Origin of the sequence: Sphingomonas sp. CD22 (assembly GCF_034556155.1) — a bacterium.
In the GTDB taxonomy this organism is placed as follows: Bacteria; Pseudomonadota; Alphaproteobacteria; order Sphingomonadales; family Sphingomonadaceae; genus Sphingomonas.
In genome coordinates, this window is sequence record NZ_JAYDYX010000001.1 from 100,318 (window position 1) to 117,139 (window position 16,822).

Below are 16,822 nucleotides of genomic sequence, written 5' to 3' on the forward strand. Positions count from 1 at the left end.
TCAGTTCCTCCGGTCGATCTGATAGGTGGGCTGTTGCGCGCTCAGGCTCGGCTTGAAGTCGGGATTGTCGGCGGCGACGATCCGTTCGACTGTATTGAGGCGATCTTCGAGCCGGCGGGCGAGATTGAACATCTCGTCGAGCAGCTTCTCGTCTTCCTGTGTGATCTTCGGCGCCTGCTTCCACTTGGTGATATAGTGGAAGACCAGCCACGGCAGGCCGATGAAGAGGATCGTAATTGCGAAGAAGGGAATGACGTCTTCCATCTCAATCCTCCTTCTTCATACGCGCCTTCAGCGCGGCGAGTTCGGCGTCGACCTTGTCGCTGGCGCGCAGTTCGGCGATCTCCTCCTCGAGGCTCTTCGGCGCGCCCAGGCCCAGCGCCTCGGCGCGGCCCTCGGCATCGTCGACGCGGCGTTCGAGGATGTCGAAGCGGCTGAACGCCTCGTGCGTCTTCGGCCCCGAATACATCTCGCGCAGGCGATAGCGGTTGTTGGCGCTCTCCAGCCGGGTCTGGACGTTCGACTGTTTGGTGCGGGCCTCGGTCAGCTTCTTCTGCAGCTTGGCGATATCCTCTTCGGACGCGCGCAGCGCATCGTCGAGCACCTTGACCTCGATCTTGAGCTGCTCGGCCATGTCGGCGGCCTTCTGCTTCTCGACCAGCGCCGCCTTGGCGAGGTCCTCGCGGTCCTTGCTCAGCGCCAGTTCGGCCTTTTCGGTCCAGCTGTCCTGAAGCTGTTCCAGCTTGCTGATATGGCGCCGCATCTCCTTCTGGTCGGCGATCGTGCGCGCCGCGGAAGCGCGGACCTCGACCAGCGTCTCCTCCATTTCGAGGATGATCATCCGGATCATCTTCGCCGGATCCTCGGCCTTTTCGAGCAGATCGGCGAAGTTGGCGGCGACGATGTCGCGGGTGCGGGAAAAAATGCCCATCGGTATCGGTGCTCCTGAATACGGGCCGGGGGGCGCTACGCGTGCCCGCCGGTTTGGGACCGCTTTACGCCGTCTGGCGGGCGGTCGCCACGGTCTGGCTCCCTCCCGTCGCCGGGCCGACCGCGCCAGCGACGCAGGTGGCGCTGAACAGGACGGTGCAGGCGACGGCGGCGAGCTTGCGGGCGATCTCGGACTTGAACATGGTAACCTCCTGATTTTCTGAACCTTGTCACCACCGTGCGGCGGTATGCCAGGAACATTGCAGGGAGCGTGCCAATTCCGAAAACGGCGGATTTGCGTCGATTTTCGGTGTCTTAGGTTGGCAAGGCACGGATGAACGCTTGCGTAACGTTGGCGTTTTCCGCCAGATGTTGGCGATGGAACGCACCTCGCAAGTCATCGGCCAATCGGGGGCCTTTCTGGACGCGCTGGAACGGGCCAGCCGCGCCGCCGCGCTCGACCGGCCGGTGCTGGTGATCGGCGAGCGCGGCACCGGCAAGGAGCTGGTCGCCGAGCGTCTCCACCGCCTGTCGCCGCGCTGGGACCAGCCGCTCGTCGTGATGAACTGCGCCGCGCTTCCCGAGTCGCTGATCGAGGCGGAATTGTTCGGCCATGAGGCGGGCGCGTTCACCGGCGCGACCAAGGCGCGCACCGGCCGGTTCGAGGAGGCGCATCGCGGCACCTTGTTCCTCGACGAATTGGGGACGCTGTCGATGGCGGCGCAGGACCGGCTGCTGCGCGCGGTCGAATATGGCGAGATCACCCGGATCGGATCGTCGCGCCCGCTGCGCGTCGACGTCCGCATCGTCGCGGCGACCAACGAGCATCTGCCCGACAAGGTCGACCGACACGAATTCCGCGCCGACCTGCTCGACCGGTTGTCGTTCGAGGTGGTGACGCTGCCGCCGCTGCGCGCGCGGTCGGGCGACATCGCGGTGCTCGCCGATCATTTCGGCCGGCGGATGGCGTCGGAGATCGGCTGGGACCGCTGGCCCGGCTTCGGTCCGCGCGCGCTTGACCAGTTGCTCAACTATCGCTGGCCCGGCAACGTCCGCGAGTTGCGCAACGTGGTCGAGCGCGCGGTCTATCGCTGGGAGAACGACGGGCCGGTCGATGCGATCGAGATCGATCCCTTCGCCTCGCCCTTCCGGCCGCAGGGTGGCCCCGGCGGCGGCCCGGGCAAGGCGCCCGCCGCCGATGCGCCGGTCGCCGACCGGCCGGTGCCCGAGGACAGCCCGGTCGCCGCCTGCGACGCCGGCCCGTCGGACTTCAAATCGCGCGTCGCGAGTTTCGAGCGCGAATTGCTCGCCCGCGCGCTCGCCGAGCATCGCTTCAACCAACGCGCCACGGCGGAGGCTTTGGGTCTCAGCTACGACCAGCTTCGCCATGCACTGCGACGACACGAACTGATCAACGCGACGGGCTCGTGACGCTTGCGTAACGGCATGGGAGCGTTAGGCCGGCTTTTGCGTTAACGCGGGGACGACATCGTCCCTATCCAAGAGGAGCCTTTCCCATGGCATTCGAACTGCCGCCGCTGCCGTATGACTATGACGCGCTGGAACCGGTCATCTCCAAGGAAACGATGACCTTCCACCACGACAAGCATCACGCAGCCTATACTGCCAAGCTCAACGAGGGCGTCGCCGCCGATTCGAGCCTCGAAGGCCTGTCGATCGAGGACATCCTCGGCCGCATCTCGTCGCTGCCGCCGCTCGTCCGCAACAATGGCGGTGGCTATTGGAACCACGATTTCTTCTGGAAGATCATGGGGCCCAAGGGCTCGACGCAGCCGTCGGGCGCGCTCAAGGACGCGATCGACGCCTATGGCGGCCTCGACAAGCTGAAGGAAGACTTCAACACGAAGGGTGCGGGCCAGTTCGGGTCTGGCTGGGCCTGGGTCATCAAGGATTCGAGCGGCGCGCTCAAGGTCACCTCGACGCCCAATCAGGACAATCCGCTGATGGACGACGCCAAGGACAAGGGCACGCCCATCCTCGGCAACGACGTGTGGGAACACGCATATTACCTCACCTACAAGAACGACCGGCCGGGCTATCTCAAGGCGTGGTGGGACGTGGTGAACTGGGACGAAGCCGGCAAGCGCTTCGACGCGGCGTAACCTTCAACTCCTCCCCGCTTGGCGGGGAGGGGGACCAGCCGCAGGCTGGTGGAGGGGGGTGTCCGCAGACGGTGTGCCGCGTGGCGATCCCCCTCCACCACCGGCTTCGCCGGCGGTCCCCCTCCCCGTGCCGGGGAGGACTTTTACTCCGGCGGAATACCCGCCTGCGGGTCTTCCGTATTCAGCCCGTGCCGCAGTAGCATCGGGATGTTCGCGAAGGCGAACAGCAACGTGAGCGGGATCGCACCCCACAATTTGAAGCCGACCCAAAAATCCCAATTGGTGTTGCGCCACACCGCCTCGTTGAGGGCGGCCATGCCGACGAAGAACAACGCCCAGTTGCGCGTCAGCTTGCGCCAGCCGTCGGCATCGAGCCCCGGATAGGCGGTGCCGAGCAGCCCTTGCAGCAACGGCCGCCCGGTGATGAGGCCGAAGGCGAGCACCGCGGCGAACATGCCGTAGACGAAGCTCGGCTTCATCTGGATGAACTTGGGATCGTGGAACCAGACGGTCAGCCCGCCGAACACGACGACGAACCCGCCGGAAATCCACAGCATCGGCGAGATCGTGCCGAGCCGCGACTTCGACACCACCATCGCGATCACGGTGGCGATGACGAAGGCGGTGGTCGCGACGATCACCTTGGCGATCACCAGCGCGCCGGCGCGATCGAGGTCGGAGAGGAACCCCGTCCCCGACGCGACGATCTGCATCGCGAGGCTCGCGGGGAAGAGGAAGTTGACCGCGAAGAAGACGAGCAGCGGGCCGTATTCGACCCCCATCCGCAGGCCGGGAGAGGATTGCTGCGTCGTGCCGCCGCTCACTTGCGCACCCCCTGATCGACACCGGCGATGATCCGCGCCACCTCGTTGGCGTCGAACGGCCTGAGGTCGGTCATGCCTTCGCCGACGCCGATCGCATGGATCGGCAGCCCGTATTTCTCCGCCGCCGCGACCAGCACGCCGCCGCGCGCGGTGCCGTCGAGCTTGGTCATCACGAGGCCGGTGACCCCGGCGACCTCCTTGAACACCTCGATCTGCGACAGCGCATTCTGGCCCGTCGTCGCGTCGAGGACGAGTACGACGTCATGCGGGCTCGCCGGGTTGATCCGCCCGAGCACGCGGCGGATCTTGGCGAGTTCGTCCATCAGCTCGCGCTTGTTCTGCAGGCGCCCGGCGGTGTCGACGATCAGCACGTCGATGCCGGTCTCGGTCGCCTTCTTGACCGCGTCCCAGACGACGCCGGCGGCATCGCCGCCTTCCGGCCCGGTGACGATCGGCACGCCGACCCGATCGGCCCAGGTGCGCAACTGGCCGATCGCCGCGGCGCGGAACGTGTCGCCCGCCGCGAGCATCACGCCGTAATCCTGCTCCATCAGCAGATGCGCGAGCTTGGCGATCGTCGTCGTCTTGCCCGATCCGTTGACGCCGATGACGAGGATCACCTGCGGCCGCGGGAAAGCCGTCACCTCGAGCGGGGTGGCGACGCGCGCCAGCGCCTTCTCGACCTCTTCGGCGACGATGAGGCGGATGCCCAGCTCTTCCATGTTGCGCTCGAACGTCCCCTCGGCGAGGCGGGTGCGGATCTTGCCCGCGGTGTCGGGGCCGAGGTCGGAGGCGATCAGCGCCTCCTCGACCTCGTCGAGCGTCGCATCGTCGAGTCGCGCCCCGCCGAGGCCCGCGAGGTTGCCGACCAGCCGGTCGGAGGTCTTCTTGAAGCCGCCGAGCAGCCGCTCGTGCCATGTCGGTGTGGTGCTCATATCATCGTACCTAGCAGATGGGTGTCGGTGGCGGCGGTGATGCGGACGGCGACGAGGTCGCCGGGGCGGGCGGGGGCGGGGGCGAGGCGGACCTCCGCGAAATTCCCCGCATGGCCGCGGTCGCCGGGGCGTTCGAGCAGCACCTGCTGCACCGTCCCGACCTGCGCCGCCAGCCATGCCGCCTTGCGCCGCGCCGCCGCGGCCCGCAATCGCTCGGCGCGCGCGCGGATCGCGCCGGCATCGACCTGCGGCATCCGTGCCGCCGGCGTGCCGGCGCGCGGCGAATAGGGAAAGATGTGGCCGTGGACGATGTCGGCATCGTCGATCAGCGCCAGCGTATCGGCGAACATCGCCTCGTCCTCGGTCGGGAAGCCGGCGATCAGGTCGGCGCCGATCGCCAGCTCCGGCCGCGCTGCCTTCAGCCGCGCCACCGTCGCCACCGCCTGCGCGCGGCTGTGCCGCCGCTTCATCCGCTTGAGGATCAGGTCGTTGCCCGCCTGAAAGGAGAGGTGGAGATGCGGCATCACCCGCGCCTCGCCGGTGATCAGCTCGGCGAGCCGGTCGTCGATCTCGATCGAATCGAGCGACGACAGCCGCAGCCGCGCCAGCTTCGGCACGTGGCGCAGGATCCGCTCGACCAGCATCCCCAGCGTCGGCGCGCCGGGCAGGTCATGGCCGTAGCTCGTCAAATCGACCCCGGTCAGCACCACCTCGGCATGGCCCGCGTCGACCAGCCCCGCGATCCGCTCGACCACCGCCCCCGCCGGCACCGATCGGCTCGGGCCGCGGCCGAACGGGATCGCGCAGAAGGTGCAACGATGATCGCAGCCGTTCTGCACCTCGACGAAGGCGCGGGCATGGCCGGTGAAGCTCGCGGCGAGATGCGGTGCGGTCTCGCGCAGCTGCATGATGTCGCCGACCACGACGGGCGCGAGGCTGTCCCACGCCGCGGGCAGCAGTTTCTCGCCATTGCCGATCACCCGGTCGACCTCGGGCATCGCCGCGAAGCCGGCGGGGTCGAGCTGCGCCGCACAGCCGGTGACGACCAGTTCGGCGCCGGGCCGTGCGCGGCGGGCGCGGCGGATCGCGACGCGAGTCGCCTTGACCGCCGCATTGGTCACCGCGCAGGAGTTGACGACCACGGTATCGCGCCCGGCGATAAGCGTCCGGATCGTTTCGCTCTCGGCGATGTTGAGGCGGCAGCCGAGGGAGATCACCTCTGGCGCGGGAGCAGACATGGCGGGCGATTTAGTCAACGAAGGGACCCAAGTCCATGACATGGCGTCCGCGGTGCTCGACTTCTGGTTCGGGCTGCCCGGCGAGGCGCAATTCGCCAAGGACGATTCGCTCGACCGGACGATCGCCGAACGGTTCGGCGCGATGCGCGACGGCGTGCTGCGCGCGCGGGCGGAAGGGTGGCGCGACGATCCCGACGCCTTGCTCGCTGCGATCATCCTGCTCGATCAATTCTCGCGCAACCTGCACCGCGGTTCGGCGGAGGCTTATGCGGCGGACGGGCTCGCGCTGGAACTCACCCGCACCGCGATCGGCCAGGGCTGGGACGAGCGTTATCCGCCCGATCGCCGCGTCTTCCTCTACATGCCGCTGATGCACGCCGAAGATATCGCGATGCAGGACCTGTCGGTCGCGAAGTTCGAATCGCTGGGGATCGCGGAGAACATCGCCTTCGCCCACGACCACCGCGACGTGATCGCGCGCTACGGCCGCTTCCCCAGCCGCAACGCCGACCTGGCGCGCGAATCGACGGCGGCGGAACGGGCGTATCTCGCGCAACCGGATGCGGGCTGGTAACGCGCGCCCCTCCCGTCATCCAACCCCCCCCCTCGTCATCCCGGCGAAAGCCGGGACCCATGGACACGACGCGGCTATGGTTGCGCGCAACGATCGACTTCACCGCATCCATGGGTCCCGGCGTCCGCCGGGATGACGAAGGGGGAGGATGGCTAAGGGGGAGGGTGACGAAGGGAGAGCGGTCGCTCTGTCTCCGCATCGGCCCCACTCCCCAACCCCCACGATCCACCAACCTTGCACCCTGCCGCGATTTCGCCTAATGCCCCCACACGTTCCTCCACGGAATGCGATCGATGAAGCGCCCACGGGTGCACGCTGGCCGGCGAGGTTTCGCCCGCCGGCGTCTTTTGCGTTGCGTGGCTTGATGAGGGTTTCGAGGCGATGTTCGACAGTCTGAGCGACCGGCTAGGCGGGGTATTCGACCGCCTGCGTGGCCGTGGCGCGCTGACCGAGGCCGATGTGCGGACCGCGATGCGCGAAGTGCGCGTCGCGCTGCTCGAGGCCGACGTCGCGCTGCCGGTGGCGCGCAGTTTCGTCGACAAGGTCACCGAACAGGCGGTCGGCCAGAACGTGCTGCGCTCGGTCACGCCGGGGCAGCAGGTCGTCAAGATCGTCAACGACGCGCTGGTCGAGATGCTCGGCGCCGACGCGTCCGAACTCGAACTGGCGGTGGCGCCGCCCGCCGTCATCATGATGGTCGGCCTGCAGGGCTCGGGCAAGACGACGACCACCGCCAAGATCGCCAAGCGCCTCGTCGCGCGCGACCGCAAGAAGGTGCTGATGGCGTCGCTCGACGTCAATCGCCCCAATGCGCAGGAGCAGCTCGCGACGCTCGGCACGCAGATTGAGGTCGCGACGCTGCCGATCGTCGCCGGCCAGCAGCCGGTCGACATCGCCCGCCGCGCGCTCCAGGCCGCCAAGCTGCAGGGCTATGACGTCCTGATGCTCGACACCGCCGGTCGCCTGCACGTCGATCAGGCGCTGATGGACGAGATGCAGGCGGTGGCGGAGATCGCCACGCCGCAGGAGATCCTGCTCGTCGTCGATTCGCTGACCGGCCAGGACGCGGTCAACGTCGCGCAGAACTTCTCCGAACAGGTGCCGCTGACCGGCGTCGTGCTGACCCGGATGGACGGCGATGCACGCGGCGGTGCCGCATTGTCGATGCGCGCCGTCACCGGCAAGCCGATCAAATTCGCCGGTACCGGCGAAAAGCTCGACGCGCTGGAGGCCTTCCACCCCAGCCGCGTCGCCGGCCGCATCCTCGGCATGGGCGACGTCGTCAGCCTCGTCGAGCGCGCCGCCGAATCGATCCAGCAGGAAGACGCCGAGCGGATGACCGCGCGGCTCGCCAAGGGTCAGTTCGACATGAACGACCTGCGCGGCCAGCTCCAGCAGATGCGCCGCATGGGCGGCCTCGGCGCGCTCGCCGGTATGATGCCGGGGATGAAGAAGGCGCAGGGCGCGCTCGCCACCGCGGGCGGCGACAAGATGCTGATCCATATGGATGCGATGATCGGCTCGATGACGCTGAAAGAGCGCGCCAAGCCCGAGCTGATCAACGCCAAGCGCAAGATCCGCATCGCCAAGGGCTCCGGCACGACGGTGCAGGAGGTCAACAAGGTCCTGAAGATGCATCAGGAAATGTCGACCGCCATGAAGAAGATCAAGAAGATGGGCGGTCTCAAGGGCATGATGGCGATGCTCGGCAAGGGCGGCATGGGTGGCCTCGGCAACGCCCTCGGCGGCGCCGGCCTCGGCGAGATGATGGACAAGGCCGGGGGTGGGGCCGGCGGCGGTCTGCCCAAGGGTCTCCCCGGCCTCGGCGGCGGCCAGGACGGCATGCCCAAGCTGCCGCCCGGCTTCGAAAATCTTCTCAAGAAGAAATAACAGATCAACGTAACCGACTTAGAACGAAGGAATATCTACAATGGCACTCAGCATTCGCCTGTCGCGCGGTGGCTCCAAGAAGCGTCCCTATTACCGCATCGTCGTCGCCGATGCGCGCTCGCCCCGCGATGGCAAGTTCATCGAGAAGATCGGCAACTACAACCCGCTGCTCGCCAAGGACGCCGAGAACCGCATCGTGCTCGACGCCGAGCGCGCCAAATACTGGCTGTCGAACGGCGCGCAGCCGACCGACCGCGTCGCCCGCTTCCTCGACGTCGCCGGCGTCCGTGAGCGCGCCGCGCGCTCGAACCCGAACAAGGGCAAGCCGGGCGAGAAGGCCACCGAGCGCGCCGAGGAGCGTGCCGAGAAGCTGAAGGCGCAGGAAGAGGCCGCAGCGGCCGCCGCCGCCGCCCCGGCCGTCGAGGAGGCTCCGGCCGCCGACGCCGAGACTGCCGAGACCACCGAGGCGTAAGCATCGAAAGCCGGCCATGGTGCGTTGACCGCCTCCAGTACGAAGGAGTTGACGCATCATGGCCATCGATCCCGATCCCCGCACCGCCGCCGACGATCTCGACGACGCTGCCACCGACGACGCCACCAACCAGGGCGTGTCGGCGACCGAACCCGCAGAGGGAAACGATGATGCCCCAGCAGGAGACGGCGGATCGCCGGGCTGAGCCCAGCGTCACGCTGGCGGTCGTGATCGGCGCGCATGGCGTCAACGGCCAGGTCCGCCTCAAGGTCTTCGCCGAGGATTTCGGCAGCTACAAGAGCTTCAACGGCGGTACGCTGACGCTGAAGTCGGCGCAGGCCGGCAATAACGGCCTGATCGTGCGCTTCGCCGAGGTCGCCGATCGCAACGCCGCCGAGACGCTCCGCGGCACGGAACTCACCGTGCCGCGCTCGGCGCTGCCGCCGCTGGCGGAGGGCGAATATTATCATGCCGATCTGCTGAACCTGCCCGCAGTGTCGACCGACGGCGACGCGCTCGGGCAGGTCGTGCTGATCGAGAATTTCGGCGCGGGCGACGTGCTCGAGATCGAGCGTCCCGACGGCAAGCGCTTCATGGTCCCGATGAACGCCGATGCGGTGCCCGACTGGAACGCCGACCGGCTGGTGGTGAACGCCGACTTCGTCGAGTGACGCGGCGTTTTCGCCAGCGTTTGCATGGAGTTTGACCGGACGAGTTTTGAATGACGCCGCTGGCCTCGACCAGCCGGGCCCCATCGACATTCAGCTTGTGGATTAAGAAAATACCTCCCCCGCCGGGGGGAGGTGGCATGCCGCAGGCATGACGGAGGGGGAGGACACGGAACCGAGGTGGTCGCTTACCTTCCCCTCCGTCACGGCTTCGCCGCGCCACCTCCCCCTGGCGGGGGAGGAATTTTTTAGGCCTCAATCGACGCTGGCGACCCACGGCCCGGCCTCGCGCTCACGCTGTCCTACACACCGCCGCGCTGCTATGACCCGTGTCGCTCCTTCTCATCGCCGACTCACGATCATCGCAAAAATGGAAACGATAGGAGTGGATCGTTTCGATTAAGGTGTCCAACTTGTCCATGTTGGTCGTCTACCGCCGGATCGGCTGCCGCTCGCTGAGCAGGTTGCGGATCGTCGTCGCCGCGACGCCGGCTTCGCCCATCGCGTGGCTGATCTGGTCGAGGCCCTTCACCACGTCGCCGGCCGCGAACAGCCCGGGGATGCTGGTGCGCTGATGGTCGTCGACCTCCAGACACCCTTCCTCACTCGCCTTCGCGCCCGCAGCGACCGCGAGCCGCGACCGGATGCGCGATCCCAATGCCGGATAGACGCTGTCGAACGCCATCCGCCCGCGTGCGGTGTCGAGCGCCAGTTGGTCGCCTTCGATCGCCCAGCCGCCGCACGGTCCCTGCACCCGCGCGATCCCCGCCTCGTCGAGCTTGGCCGCGCAGGCCGAGTCGAGCAGATGCTCCGCCTCGGGCGAGATCAGCGTGACGTCGCGCGTATAGCCACGCAGGAACAGCGCTTCGCGCGTACCGTGATCCCCGGTGCCGATCACGCCGACGCGCTTGTCGGTGACCTCATAGCCGTCGCAGATCGGACAATAACGGAACAGGCCGCGTTCCAGTGCCGGGTCATGGACGTCCGGCAGGATATTGGGCCGGTGATTGACCACCCCCGTCGCCAGCAGCACGGTCCGCGCACGATAGCGGCCATGATCGGTGACTACCTCGAAATTCTCGCCGTCGGGCGTTATCGCTGTGACCTTCTTCTCCTCGCGATGCGCGCCGTATTTCTCCGCCTGCGCCAGCATCAGGCCGAGCAACGCCTTGCCGGCGATACCCTCGGGATAGCCGGCATGATTGTGCGTACACGGGATCATCGCCGCCCGGCTCGACCCGCTGTCGAACAGTCGGATCGAAAGATGGAAACGCGCCAGATAGATGGCGGCGGTCAGCCCGGCCGGCCCGGCGCCGATGATGATGCAATCGTCGATCAATCTTGCACCTGTATCGTCATGTATATACATCCCGTGTATACGGAGGCCGTCATGAGTAACGAATATCGCGCCAAGGTGTTCAAATCCGGCAACTCGATGGCCTTGCGCCTGCCGAAGGGCGTGGGGTTGAGCGAAGGCGATGACGTCACGCTGGTGACCCATGGCGACGGATCGTGCACGTTCTGGCGGCATAGCAATGCCGCCGCGGTCTTGGACAGCCTGTACGGAGCCTTCTCGCCGGGCTTCATGGCCGACGGGCGCGGCGATATCGAGCAGGATGAACGTGACTGGAGCGTCGGCCCGACGCGAGGCGCGGCAGCCTGACGTATGTACCTGCTCGACACCAACGTCTGTATCGATTTCGCGAAGGCGCGCAGCGACGTGCTGCGCGCGCGTATTCGCGCGAAAAACGGGCAGGGCATGAGCCTGTCCGCCATCACGCTTGCCGAGTTGCGCTACGGAGCCGCTCGACCGGAGGCCGATCCTAGCGACGAGGCAAGGCTGGATATCTTTGTCAGTGTGCTCGCCGTCCATGACTTTGGTCGTGCCGCGGCAGAAAGCTATGCCAGATTGGCCGGAACCATGCCCTTCCAGCGCCATAGTTTCGATCGGCTGATCGCAGCGCATGCACTCGCCCTCGATCTGACGCTCGTCACGAACAACACCCGTCACTTCGTCGATATCCCCGGCCTGCGCGTGGAAAACTGGACCCGATGACATTCGCCGCGACGATCCTGACGCTGTATCCCGAGATGTTTCCCGGCCCATTGGGCGTGTCGCTCGCCGGGCGTGCGCTGCGCGAAGGGGGGTGGCGTTGCGAACCCGTCCAGATCCGCGACTTCGCCACCGACAAGCATCGCTCGGTCGATGATACGCCGGCGGGCGGCGGCGCGGGGATGGTGCTGCGGGCCGACGTGCTCGCCGCCGCGATCGACAGCGTCGCCGACGATCGCCCGATCCTCGCGATGACGCCGCGCGGCCGGCCGCTGTCCCAGGCCCGCGTGCGCGAGATCGCCGGCGGCCCCGGCGTCATCGTGCTGTGCGGCCGGTTCGAGGGGTTCGACGAGCGCATCTTCGAAGGCCGCCGGATCGAGGAAGTGTCGATCGGCGACTATATCCTGTCGGGCGGCGAGATGGGGGCGCTGGTGCTGCTCGATGCTTGCATTCGATTGCTCCCCGGCGTAATGGGCGCGGCTTCAAGCGGTGTGGACGAGAGCTTCGAAACGGGGCTGCTCGAATATCCGCAATATACCCGACCATTCGATTGGGAAGGGCGCACGATCCCCGAAGTGCTGCGATCGGGGGATCATGCGAGGATCGCGGCCTGGCGCAAGTCGAAGGCCGAGACCGATACACGGCTACGGAGGCCGGACCTGTGGGAGCGCCATGAGGGTGCTCGGGTCCAGCCTCCCTCTGGCGCGCGGCGAACGAAGGACTGAAGACATGAACCTCATTCAGCAGCTCGAAGCCGAGCAGATCGAAAAGCTGACCGCGAAGCGCGCGATCCCCGAATTCCGTCCCGGCGACACGCTGAAGGTCGGCGTGAAGGTGGTCGAAGGCGAGCGCACCCGCGTCCAGAATTACGAAGGCGTGTGCATCGCGCGTTCGAACAAGGGCATGGGCTCGTCGTTCACCGTGCGCAAGATCAGCTTCGGCGAGGGCGTCGAGCGCGTCTTCCCACTGTATTCGCCGAACATCGATTCGATCGACGTCGTCCGCAAGGGTGCCGTGCGTCGTGCGAAGCTCTACTATCTGCGTGGCCGCACCGGCAAGTCGGCGCGTATCGCCGAGCGTCGCGACACGCGTCCCGCCAAGGGCAGCGTCGCCGCGGAGTAATCCGCCGCTACCGGTGACAGACAGGGCGCGGGAGGTCTCCTCCCGCGCCCTTTTTGCGTCAGCCGTTGGCGGTGGTCTGCGGCCGCAGCATCGCCTTGGCCGAGGCGATCGCGCGGCGCTTGGCTAGCAGCAGCCAGCGGACCGGCGCCATCGCATGGCCCGGCTGCGCGGACAGCGCGAGAACGATCACCACCGCGCCGATCGAGGCGCCGGTCAGCAGATGAACCCAGCGTTCGCCGGTCAGCGGCGCGCCGCAGTGGATCAGCGCGACCGCGAGCAGCGCCGATGCGACGATGCGGAGCAAGCGGACGTCGCCGCGGCCGTTCGTCCCGGCCTCGCGCCGGAAGCGGAACGAGGCGCCGGCGAACAATAGCCAGGCGGTGGCGGAGAGCAGGATGGTCTCAGGCATGGATCGTCTCGGCTTGGCGGGTGCGGCGGGGGACCTCGCGCGGTGGCTTGCCGGCGCGCCAGCTCGCGACGCCGAGCAGCAGCGCGATGGCGAGCATCGCGAGGTCGAAGGCGGCGAACAGCAGGTCGCCGGCGAGCAGGGAGCCGGGCAGGCCGCGGCTGGTGGTGAGCGTGTCGGCAACGGGAATCGCGAGGAAGACCAAAGCGGCGAGCGCGAACCCCTCGGGCCAGGCGCGGCGGGCAGGGCGGGCGAACTGGGCGAGCGCCACCGCCGCCCAGGTCCAGAACATCGCTTTGACCTCCCACTCGGCGCGACCGGCCATGTCGGCCGGAATCAAGCGGTTGGCGAGCAGGAACGCGGCCATGCCGATCGGCAGGCCGACGATCGTCGCGATGTTGAGCCGCTCGACCAGCTTCAGGCCGAAGAACGGCGTGGCGTTCGGCCGGCGTCGCGCCGCGGTCCACAGCAACAGGCCGGTGCCGACCATCGCCGCGCCGGTCAGGCCGAGCCCGAACAGCGTCCAGCGCAGCGCCGGCCCGGCGAATTGCGCGACGTGCAACCCGAGCATCACCCCGGCGGTGGCGAGCGCCGGCCCGGGATCGCCCGCCTGCGCGATCAGCTCGCCAGAGCTGCCGGCATAGGTCCGCGACGGGCCGCGGGCGTTGAGCGAAGCGCGAGGCGTGCGATAGACGGTGACGGTGGCGGCGGCATCATTGGGGTTGGTGACGACGACCCGTGCGGCCGGAGCCCCCCAGCGGCGTTCGGCATCGGCGACGAGCGGCCCGACCGCGACCAAAGGCGCGGCGCGCCCGGTGGCGGGCTGTTCCGCCGGTATGCCGTAAGCAGCGTTATAGAAATCCTCGGGCTTGGCGTAATTGGCGGTGACCGGCCACGGCATGTACATCGCGATCAGCGTGATGATCCCGGTGTAGGTGATGACCGCATGATAGGGCAGCGCCAGCACCGCGGAGACGTTGTGCGCGTCGAGCCAGCTGCGCTGCCCCTTGTTCCAGCGCAAGGTGAAGAAGTCCGCGAAGATGCGCTTGTGCGTCACCACGCCCGAGATGATCGCGCCGAGCATGAACAATCCGCACAGGCCGGCGAGCAGGCGCCCCCAGGGGTAGGGCAATTGCAGCTGGAAGTGGAAGCGGTAGAAATGCTCGCCGCCGCGGGTGTCGCGGCCCTCGACGGGCCGGCCGGTGGCGCCGTCGAGCACGAGTTCCTCGCGGCGGCGGGGCTTGGCGACGGCCTTCGCATTGGGCTGTTCGTAGACGCGGGTGACGACATCGCGCGCGTTGGGCAGCATGATGAACCAGGAGGCGTCGTCGGCGCCGACGCCTTGCAGATAGGCAATTGCGCTGCGTGCGGCGGTGGCGGCCGGCACCGGGGTGGCGGCGATCTCGGGCTGCATCCAGCGGGTGATCTCGGGGCGGAAATAGCTCGCGGTGCCGGTCAGGAACATCGCGAACAGGATCCAGCCGGCGACCAGTCCGAGCCAGCCGTGGATCCACGCCATATTCTGCCGCAGATTGCCGTTCACGGCCGCAGCCCGAGTAGCCAAGCCAGCCCGCCGCCGATAATCGCCGTGCCCCACACCCAGGCAGCGACGCGGCCGAGTCGCGGTTCGTGGAAGCACCACAGGCCGATCAACGCATAGAGCAGCGCGGAGAGGATCATGCCCAGCGCGGTCGCCTCGGCCCGGTCGATCGGCAGCAGCCGGGCGAGCAGCGTCGCGAGTGCCGCCGCAGCGCCATAGCCACCGACCAACGCCGTGATGCACCGGGCGACCATCGACCAGCGCGCCGTCGCGGCCGGCGCCGGCGTCGGGCAGGGCGGTGTCGCCTGCATCAGCATCGAAGGGTCGTCGGGGCGTCCATGGCCCGTCTTATAGACAGTCTTGCGAACGCCTATCAATAGCGTAATTTTTTGCCCGGCGGAATGAGGCGGAATTGCGGCAACATGGACAAGATGGACACCTGAATGGAAACGATCCTAGATCATCGTTTCCGTTCTGGTGCCCGACTGCGCGACTCTTGCTCGGCGGGTCGCGGGGACGCGAAGACTGCAGCGATGAGAAAGAACGGATGCAAGGTAACAGCGCCGATCCGAATAGGACAGAGGGCGTCCCGCCCGTCTCGCTGGCCCGTCGCCGGTATCCACTGCGCCGCATGCGGTGGGAGTGTCGGTCGTCCCTTCGTTCCTGCGGCCGCAGCGCGAACGTTGGGAAGCGGACTGGCGTCAATCCAGCAGACTAGGCGCAAGGTGAATGTGATTGCAGGAGGCCCGCTCCACCCATAGCATTCGTCCAACGATGGGAGAGGCTTATGCGGTGTTTGCCAGTCGCAAATCTTGACCGGTCCCTGCCGTCATGTCGGCGGTAACGCCCATGTCGACCCCGGCAGAGCCCGTCGGCAGGATAACCGGCATCGGCGGGATTTTCTTCAAGAGCAAAGACCCGAAGGCGCTGATGGCGTGGTACCGAGACATTCTGGGAATCAACGTCGAGGCTTGGGGCGGAGCTTTATTCCCTCACGACATGCCTGGGCATCCGCCGGTACTGACCTTGAACGTCTTCAAGGAGGATTCCGACTATATGGCGCCCTCCAGCCGCGACTTCATGTTGAACTTTGCGGTGGATGACCTTGCGGCTTTCCTCGCGCGGCTCGAGGTGAAAGGCGTGGGGGTGCTGAAGCGGGATGACAGCGATCCAAGCGGCAAGTTCGCGTGGATCGTCGATCCGGACGGCATGAAAATAGAGCTGTGGCAGCCAGCGCCGGAACCCGAGACAAGATGAGGCGCGGCTCGCCTGCCTGACTGTCCGTTTGTGGGTGTCAGCGGCGAGCCCGCTTTTAGCGGAGAACGGAATGGCAGCTTTGTAGTCGCAAGAGGTGGAAAGCTGCCGCCATTGTGGCATTGATGACTCATGATCGATGCTGGGGAATCTGGGGTACCGTATCCGAGCAATGTCGCGGGACCCATCGATGACTGGTCTGAAGCGATCTACTCGGCTCTTCGCGATTGGGACGTCGCCCGAGACGGTGAATGGACCCGTTGGAACCCCGGTTATCTCTTGCTCACCATTACCTGCGTTGCAGGGAGCGAGATTGAGCCCGTCGTTCTCTATACTGCGGACGAAGAGTTGACCGTGAATTTTGGATACTGGGAGACGCACAATCCAGCTCCATACGAGCTCTGGGACGCTGAAGCAGACGTGATCGCAGAGCATGCAAAGTTGCTTGTCTCCCGGTGGCTAGAAGGATGCATACGCACCGCCGTAGTCACTGGTGCGAAGGGCAAATGGTGCGGAACCACTACAATCGAGCCGGGGGAGCTTGCGCCGCAGTTAAAAGCTGCTGCACGTTGGGTGCGTGAAACCCATCCGGAGAAGGTGGAAGTTCGCACTCCCGTAATACGCGATTGGAAGAGCTACGCTGTCGAGCCAGATTGGCTGAAATTGCCTGCGCTCTCGCCTGATCGGCTTCCTGAATAACTCCGAGCCAATGTCTAATTTCTGGCAAGGGCGAAAGGCGACCGAACGTCTGTGATTGGGGGCAGGCGGCCATGGGATTGGACACCCAGCTCAT

At 66.8% G+C, this 16,822-nt stretch carries 23 protein-coding genes; 13 read left to right on the top strand and 10 right to left on the bottom strand.

Annotated elements, in window-relative coordinates; all coding sequences use genetic code 11:
- The 3 genes from pspB to SFC76_RS00520 all read right to left on the bottom strand — a co-directional run bounded on the left by pspB (position 1) and on the right by SFC76_RS00520 (position 1,133).
- Positions 1–264 (bottom strand): envelope stress response membrane protein PspB, encoded by a 264-nt coding sequence (pspB, locus tag SFC76_RS00510; protein ID WP_179509201.1) that lies wholly within the window; start codon positions 262–264, stop codon positions 1–3.
- A 1-nt stretch (position 265) separates the two neighbouring features.
- On the bottom strand, positions 266–931 hold the full coding sequence (gene pspA / locus SFC76_RS00515; protein WP_322847545.1) for a phage shock protein PspA: 666 nt from the start codon (positions 929–931) through the stop codon (positions 266–268).
- Positions 932–995: 64 nt separating this feature from the next.
- Complete coding sequence (locus SFC76_RS00520) at positions 996–1,133, bottom strand: hypothetical protein (protein ID WP_322847546.1); 138 nt, start codon at positions 1,131–1,133, stop codon at positions 996–998.
- Between the two features lie 175 nt (positions 1,134–1,308).
- Between SFC76_RS00520 and pspF the strand changes: the two genes are divergently transcribed.
- Entirely contained in the window at positions 1,309–2,361 is a 1,053-nt protein-coding gene (gene pspF, locus SFC76_RS00525) for a phage shock protein operon transcriptional activator (protein WP_322847547.1), read from the top strand.
- 86 nt (positions 2,362–2,447) lie between these two features.
- Entirely contained in the window at positions 2,448–3,053 is a 606-nt protein-coding gene (locus SFC76_RS00530; protein ID WP_137898920.1) for a superoxide dismutase, read from the top strand.
- A 143-nt stretch (positions 3,054–3,196) separates the two neighbouring features.
- Here SFC76_RS00530 and SFC76_RS00535 read toward each other — a convergent pair whose 3' ends face one another.
- From SFC76_RS00535 to mtaB, 3 genes are read right to left on the bottom strand one after another with little or no spacing between them, the layout of a single operon-like run.
- Positions 3,197–3,835, bottom strand: a complete 639-nt coding sequence (locus SFC76_RS00535) for an inner membrane-spanning protein YciB (protein WP_322848044.1) — start codon at positions 3,833–3,835, stop codon at positions 3,197–3,199.
- Between the two features lie 38 nt (positions 3,836–3,873).
- Positions 3,874–4,812 carry a signal recognition particle-docking protein FtsY gene (gene ftsY / locus SFC76_RS00540; RefSeq protein WP_322847548.1) on the bottom strand — a complete coding sequence of 313 codons (939 nt, stop codon included), beginning with the start codon at positions 4,810–4,812 and terminating at the stop codon, positions 3,874–3,876.
- A complete protein-coding gene (gene mtaB, locus SFC76_RS00545) occupies positions 4,809–6,050 on the bottom strand; it encodes a tRNA (N(6)-L-threonylcarbamoyladenosine(37)-C(2))-methylthiotransferase MtaB (protein WP_322847549.1) in 1,242 nt (413 codons plus the stop codon). Before mtaB ends, ftsY begins: the two co-directional genes overlap by 4 nt.
- On the opposite strand from mtaB, the gene SFC76_RS00550 reads away from it, so the two are divergent.
- The 5 genes from SFC76_RS00550 to rimM all read left to right on the top strand — a co-directional run bounded on the left by SFC76_RS00550 (position 6,049) and on the right by rimM (position 9,657).
- A complete protein-coding gene (locus tag SFC76_RS00550; RefSeq protein ID WP_322847550.1) occupies positions 6,049–6,624 on the top strand; it encodes a DUF924 family protein in 576 nt (191 codons plus the stop codon). The genes mtaB and SFC76_RS00550 overlap by 2 nt on opposite strands.
- Before the next feature lie 381 nt (positions 6,625–7,005).
- On the top strand, positions 7,006–8,514 hold the full coding sequence (gene ffh, locus SFC76_RS00555) for a signal recognition particle protein (RefSeq protein WP_322847551.1): 1,509 nt from the start codon (positions 7,006–7,008) through the stop codon (positions 8,512–8,514).
- A gap of 40 nt (positions 8,515–8,554) precedes the next feature.
- Positions 8,555–8,986 carry a 30S ribosomal protein S16 gene (gene rpsP, locus SFC76_RS00560; protein WP_322847552.1) on the top strand — a complete coding sequence of 144 codons (432 nt, stop codon included), beginning with the start codon at positions 8,555–8,557 and terminating at the stop codon, positions 8,984–8,986.
- Between the two features lie 58 nt (positions 8,987–9,044).
- On the top strand, positions 9,045–9,191 hold the full coding sequence (locus SFC76_RS00565) for a hypothetical protein (RefSeq protein WP_322847553.1): 147 nt from the start codon (positions 9,045–9,047) through the stop codon (positions 9,189–9,191).
- Positions 9,154–9,657: a ribosome maturation factor RimM gene (rimM, locus tag SFC76_RS00570; protein WP_322847554.1), complete on the top strand. Its 504-nt coding sequence runs from the start codon at positions 9,154–9,156 to the stop codon at positions 9,655–9,657. Before SFC76_RS00565 ends, rimM begins: the two co-directional genes overlap by 38 nt.
- Before the next feature lie 427 nt (positions 9,658–10,084).
- Here rimM and SFC76_RS00575 read toward each other — a convergent pair whose 3' ends face one another.
- Positions 10,085–10,990 carry an NAD(P)/FAD-dependent oxidoreductase gene (locus SFC76_RS00575; RefSeq protein WP_322848045.1) on the bottom strand — a complete coding sequence of 302 codons (906 nt, stop codon included), beginning with the start codon at positions 10,988–10,990 and terminating at the stop codon, positions 10,085–10,087.
- Between the two features lie 54 nt (positions 10,991–11,044).
- Between SFC76_RS00575 and SFC76_RS00580 the strand changes: the two genes are divergently transcribed.
- The 4 genes from SFC76_RS00580 to rplS are packed head-to-tail and all read left to right on the top strand — an operon-like array spanning position 11,045 to position 12,829.
- Entirely contained in the window at positions 11,045–11,317 is a 273-nt protein-coding gene (locus SFC76_RS00580; RefSeq protein ID WP_322847555.1) for an antitoxin, read from the top strand.
- Between the two features lie 3 nt (positions 11,318–11,320).
- Entirely contained in the window at positions 11,321–11,710 is a 390-nt protein-coding gene (locus SFC76_RS00585; RefSeq protein WP_322847556.1) for a type II toxin-antitoxin system VapC family toxin, read from the top strand.
- Positions 11,707–12,432, top strand: coding sequence for a tRNA (guanosine(37)-N1)-methyltransferase TrmD (gene trmD / locus SFC76_RS00590; protein WP_322847557.1), 726 nt, complete (start codon positions 11,707–11,709; stop codon positions 12,430–12,432). Before SFC76_RS00585 ends, trmD begins: the two co-directional genes overlap by 4 nt.
- 4 nt (positions 12,433–12,436) lie before the next feature.
- Positions 12,437–12,829 (top strand): 50S ribosomal protein L19, encoded by a 393-nt coding sequence (gene rplS / locus SFC76_RS00595; protein WP_038660889.1) that lies wholly within the window; start codon positions 12,437–12,439, stop codon positions 12,827–12,829.
- A 58-nt stretch (positions 12,830–12,887) separates the two neighbouring features.
- On the opposite strand, the gene SFC76_RS00600 is transcribed toward rplS, so the two are convergent.
- From SFC76_RS00600 to SFC76_RS00610, 3 genes are read right to left on the bottom strand one after another with little or no spacing between them, the layout of a single operon-like run.
- Complete coding sequence (locus SFC76_RS00600; protein WP_322847558.1) at positions 12,888–13,238, bottom strand: hypothetical protein; 351 nt, start codon at positions 13,236–13,238, stop codon at positions 12,888–12,890.
- Entirely contained in the window at positions 13,231–14,778 is a 1,548-nt protein-coding gene (locus SFC76_RS00605) for a PepSY-associated TM helix domain-containing protein (RefSeq protein WP_322847559.1), read from the bottom strand. The genes SFC76_RS00600 and SFC76_RS00605 overlap by 8 nt, the downstream gene beginning before the upstream one ends.
- Positions 14,775–15,086, bottom strand: coding sequence for a hypothetical protein (locus SFC76_RS00610; protein WP_322847560.1), 312 nt, complete (start codon positions 15,084–15,086; stop codon positions 14,775–14,777). Before SFC76_RS00610 ends, SFC76_RS00605 begins: the two co-directional genes overlap by 4 nt.
- Before the next feature lie 538 nt (positions 15,087–15,624).
- On the opposite strand from SFC76_RS00610, the gene SFC76_RS00615 reads away from it, so the two are divergent.
- Together SFC76_RS00615 and SFC76_RS00620 are read left to right on the top strand one after the other, a co-directional pair.
- On the top strand, positions 15,625–16,032 hold the full coding sequence (locus SFC76_RS00615; protein ID WP_322847561.1) for a VOC family protein: 408 nt from the start codon (positions 15,625–15,627) through the stop codon (positions 16,030–16,032).
- Positions 16,033–16,161: 129 nt separating this feature from the next.
- Complete coding sequence (locus SFC76_RS00620) at positions 16,162–16,728, top strand: hypothetical protein (RefSeq protein ID WP_322847562.1); 567 nt, start codon at positions 16,162–16,164, stop codon at positions 16,726–16,728.
- Positions 16,729–16,822 lie beyond the last annotated feature (94 nt).

Coding starts and splice junctions, on each gene's coding strand:
- SFC76_RS00600 (WP_322847558.1), bottom strand. CDS start 13,238: ATGCCTGAGACCATCCTGCTCTCCGCCACCGCCTGGCTATTGTTCGCC.
- SFC76_RS00535 (WP_322848044.1), bottom strand. CDS start 3,835: ATGGGGGTCGAATACGGCCCGCTGCTCGTCTTCTTCGCGGTCAACTTC.
- SFC76_RS00610 (WP_322847560.1), bottom strand. CDS start 15,086: ATGCAGGCGACACCGCCCTGCCCGACGCCGGCGCCGGCCGCGACGGCG.
- rimM (WP_322847554.1), top strand. CDS start 9,154: ATGATGCCCCAGCAGGAGACGGCGGATCGCCGGGCTGAGCCCAGCGTC.
- SFC76_RS00580 (WP_322847555.1), top strand. CDS start 11,045: ATGAGTAACGAATATCGCGCCAAGGTGTTCAAATCCGGCAACTCGATG.
- SFC76_RS00550 (WP_322847550.1), top strand. CDS start 6,049: ATGGCGGGCGATTTAGTCAACGAAGGGACCCAAGTCCATGACATGGCG.
- SFC76_RS00620 (WP_322847562.1), top strand. CDS start 16,162: ATGATCGATGCTGGGGAATCTGGGGTACCGTATCCGAGCAATGTCGCG.
- SFC76_RS00530 (WP_137898920.1), top strand. CDS start 2,448: ATGGCATTCGAACTGCCGCCGCTGCCGTATGACTATGACGCGCTGGAA.
- SFC76_RS00585 (WP_322847556.1), top strand. CDS start 11,321: ATGTACCTGCTCGACACCAACGTCTGTATCGATTTCGCGAAGGCGCGC.
- SFC76_RS00615 (WP_322847561.1), top strand. CDS start 15,625: ATGTCGACCCCGGCAGAGCCCGTCGGCAGGATAACCGGCATCGGCGGG.
- mtaB (WP_322847549.1), bottom strand. CDS start 6,050: ATGTCTGCTCCCGCGCCAGAGGTGATCTCCCTCGGCTGCCGCCTCAAC.
- pspB (WP_179509201.1), bottom strand. CDS start 264: ATGGAAGACGTCATTCCCTTCTTCGCAATTACGATCCTCTTCATCGGC.
- rpsP (WP_322847552.1), top strand. CDS start 8,555: ATGGCACTCAGCATTCGCCTGTCGCGCGGTGGCTCCAAGAAGCGTCCC.
- ftsY (WP_322847548.1), bottom strand. CDS start 4,812: ATGAGCACCACACCGACATGGCACGAGCGGCTGCTCGGCGGCTTCAAG.
- trmD (WP_322847557.1), top strand. CDS start 11,707: ATGACATTCGCCGCGACGATCCTGACGCTGTATCCCGAGATGTTTCCC.
- ffh (WP_322847551.1), top strand. CDS start 7,006: ATGTTCGACAGTCTGAGCGACCGGCTAGGCGGGGTATTCGACCGCCTG.
- SFC76_RS00565 (WP_322847553.1), top strand. CDS start 9,045: ATGGCCATCGATCCCGATCCCCGCACCGCCGCCGACGATCTCGACGAC.
- pspF (WP_322847547.1), top strand. CDS start 1,309: ATGGAACGCACCTCGCAAGTCATCGGCCAATCGGGGGCCTTTCTGGAC.
- pspA (WP_322847545.1), bottom strand. CDS start 931: ATGGGCATTTTTTCCCGCACCCGCGACATCGTCGCCGCCAACTTCGCC.
- SFC76_RS00520 (WP_322847546.1), bottom strand. CDS start 1,133: ATGTTCAAGTCCGAGATCGCCCGCAAGCTCGCCGCCGTCGCCTGCACC.
- rplS (WP_038660889.1), top strand. CDS start 12,437: ATGAACCTCATTCAGCAGCTCGAAGCCGAGCAGATCGAAAAGCTGACC.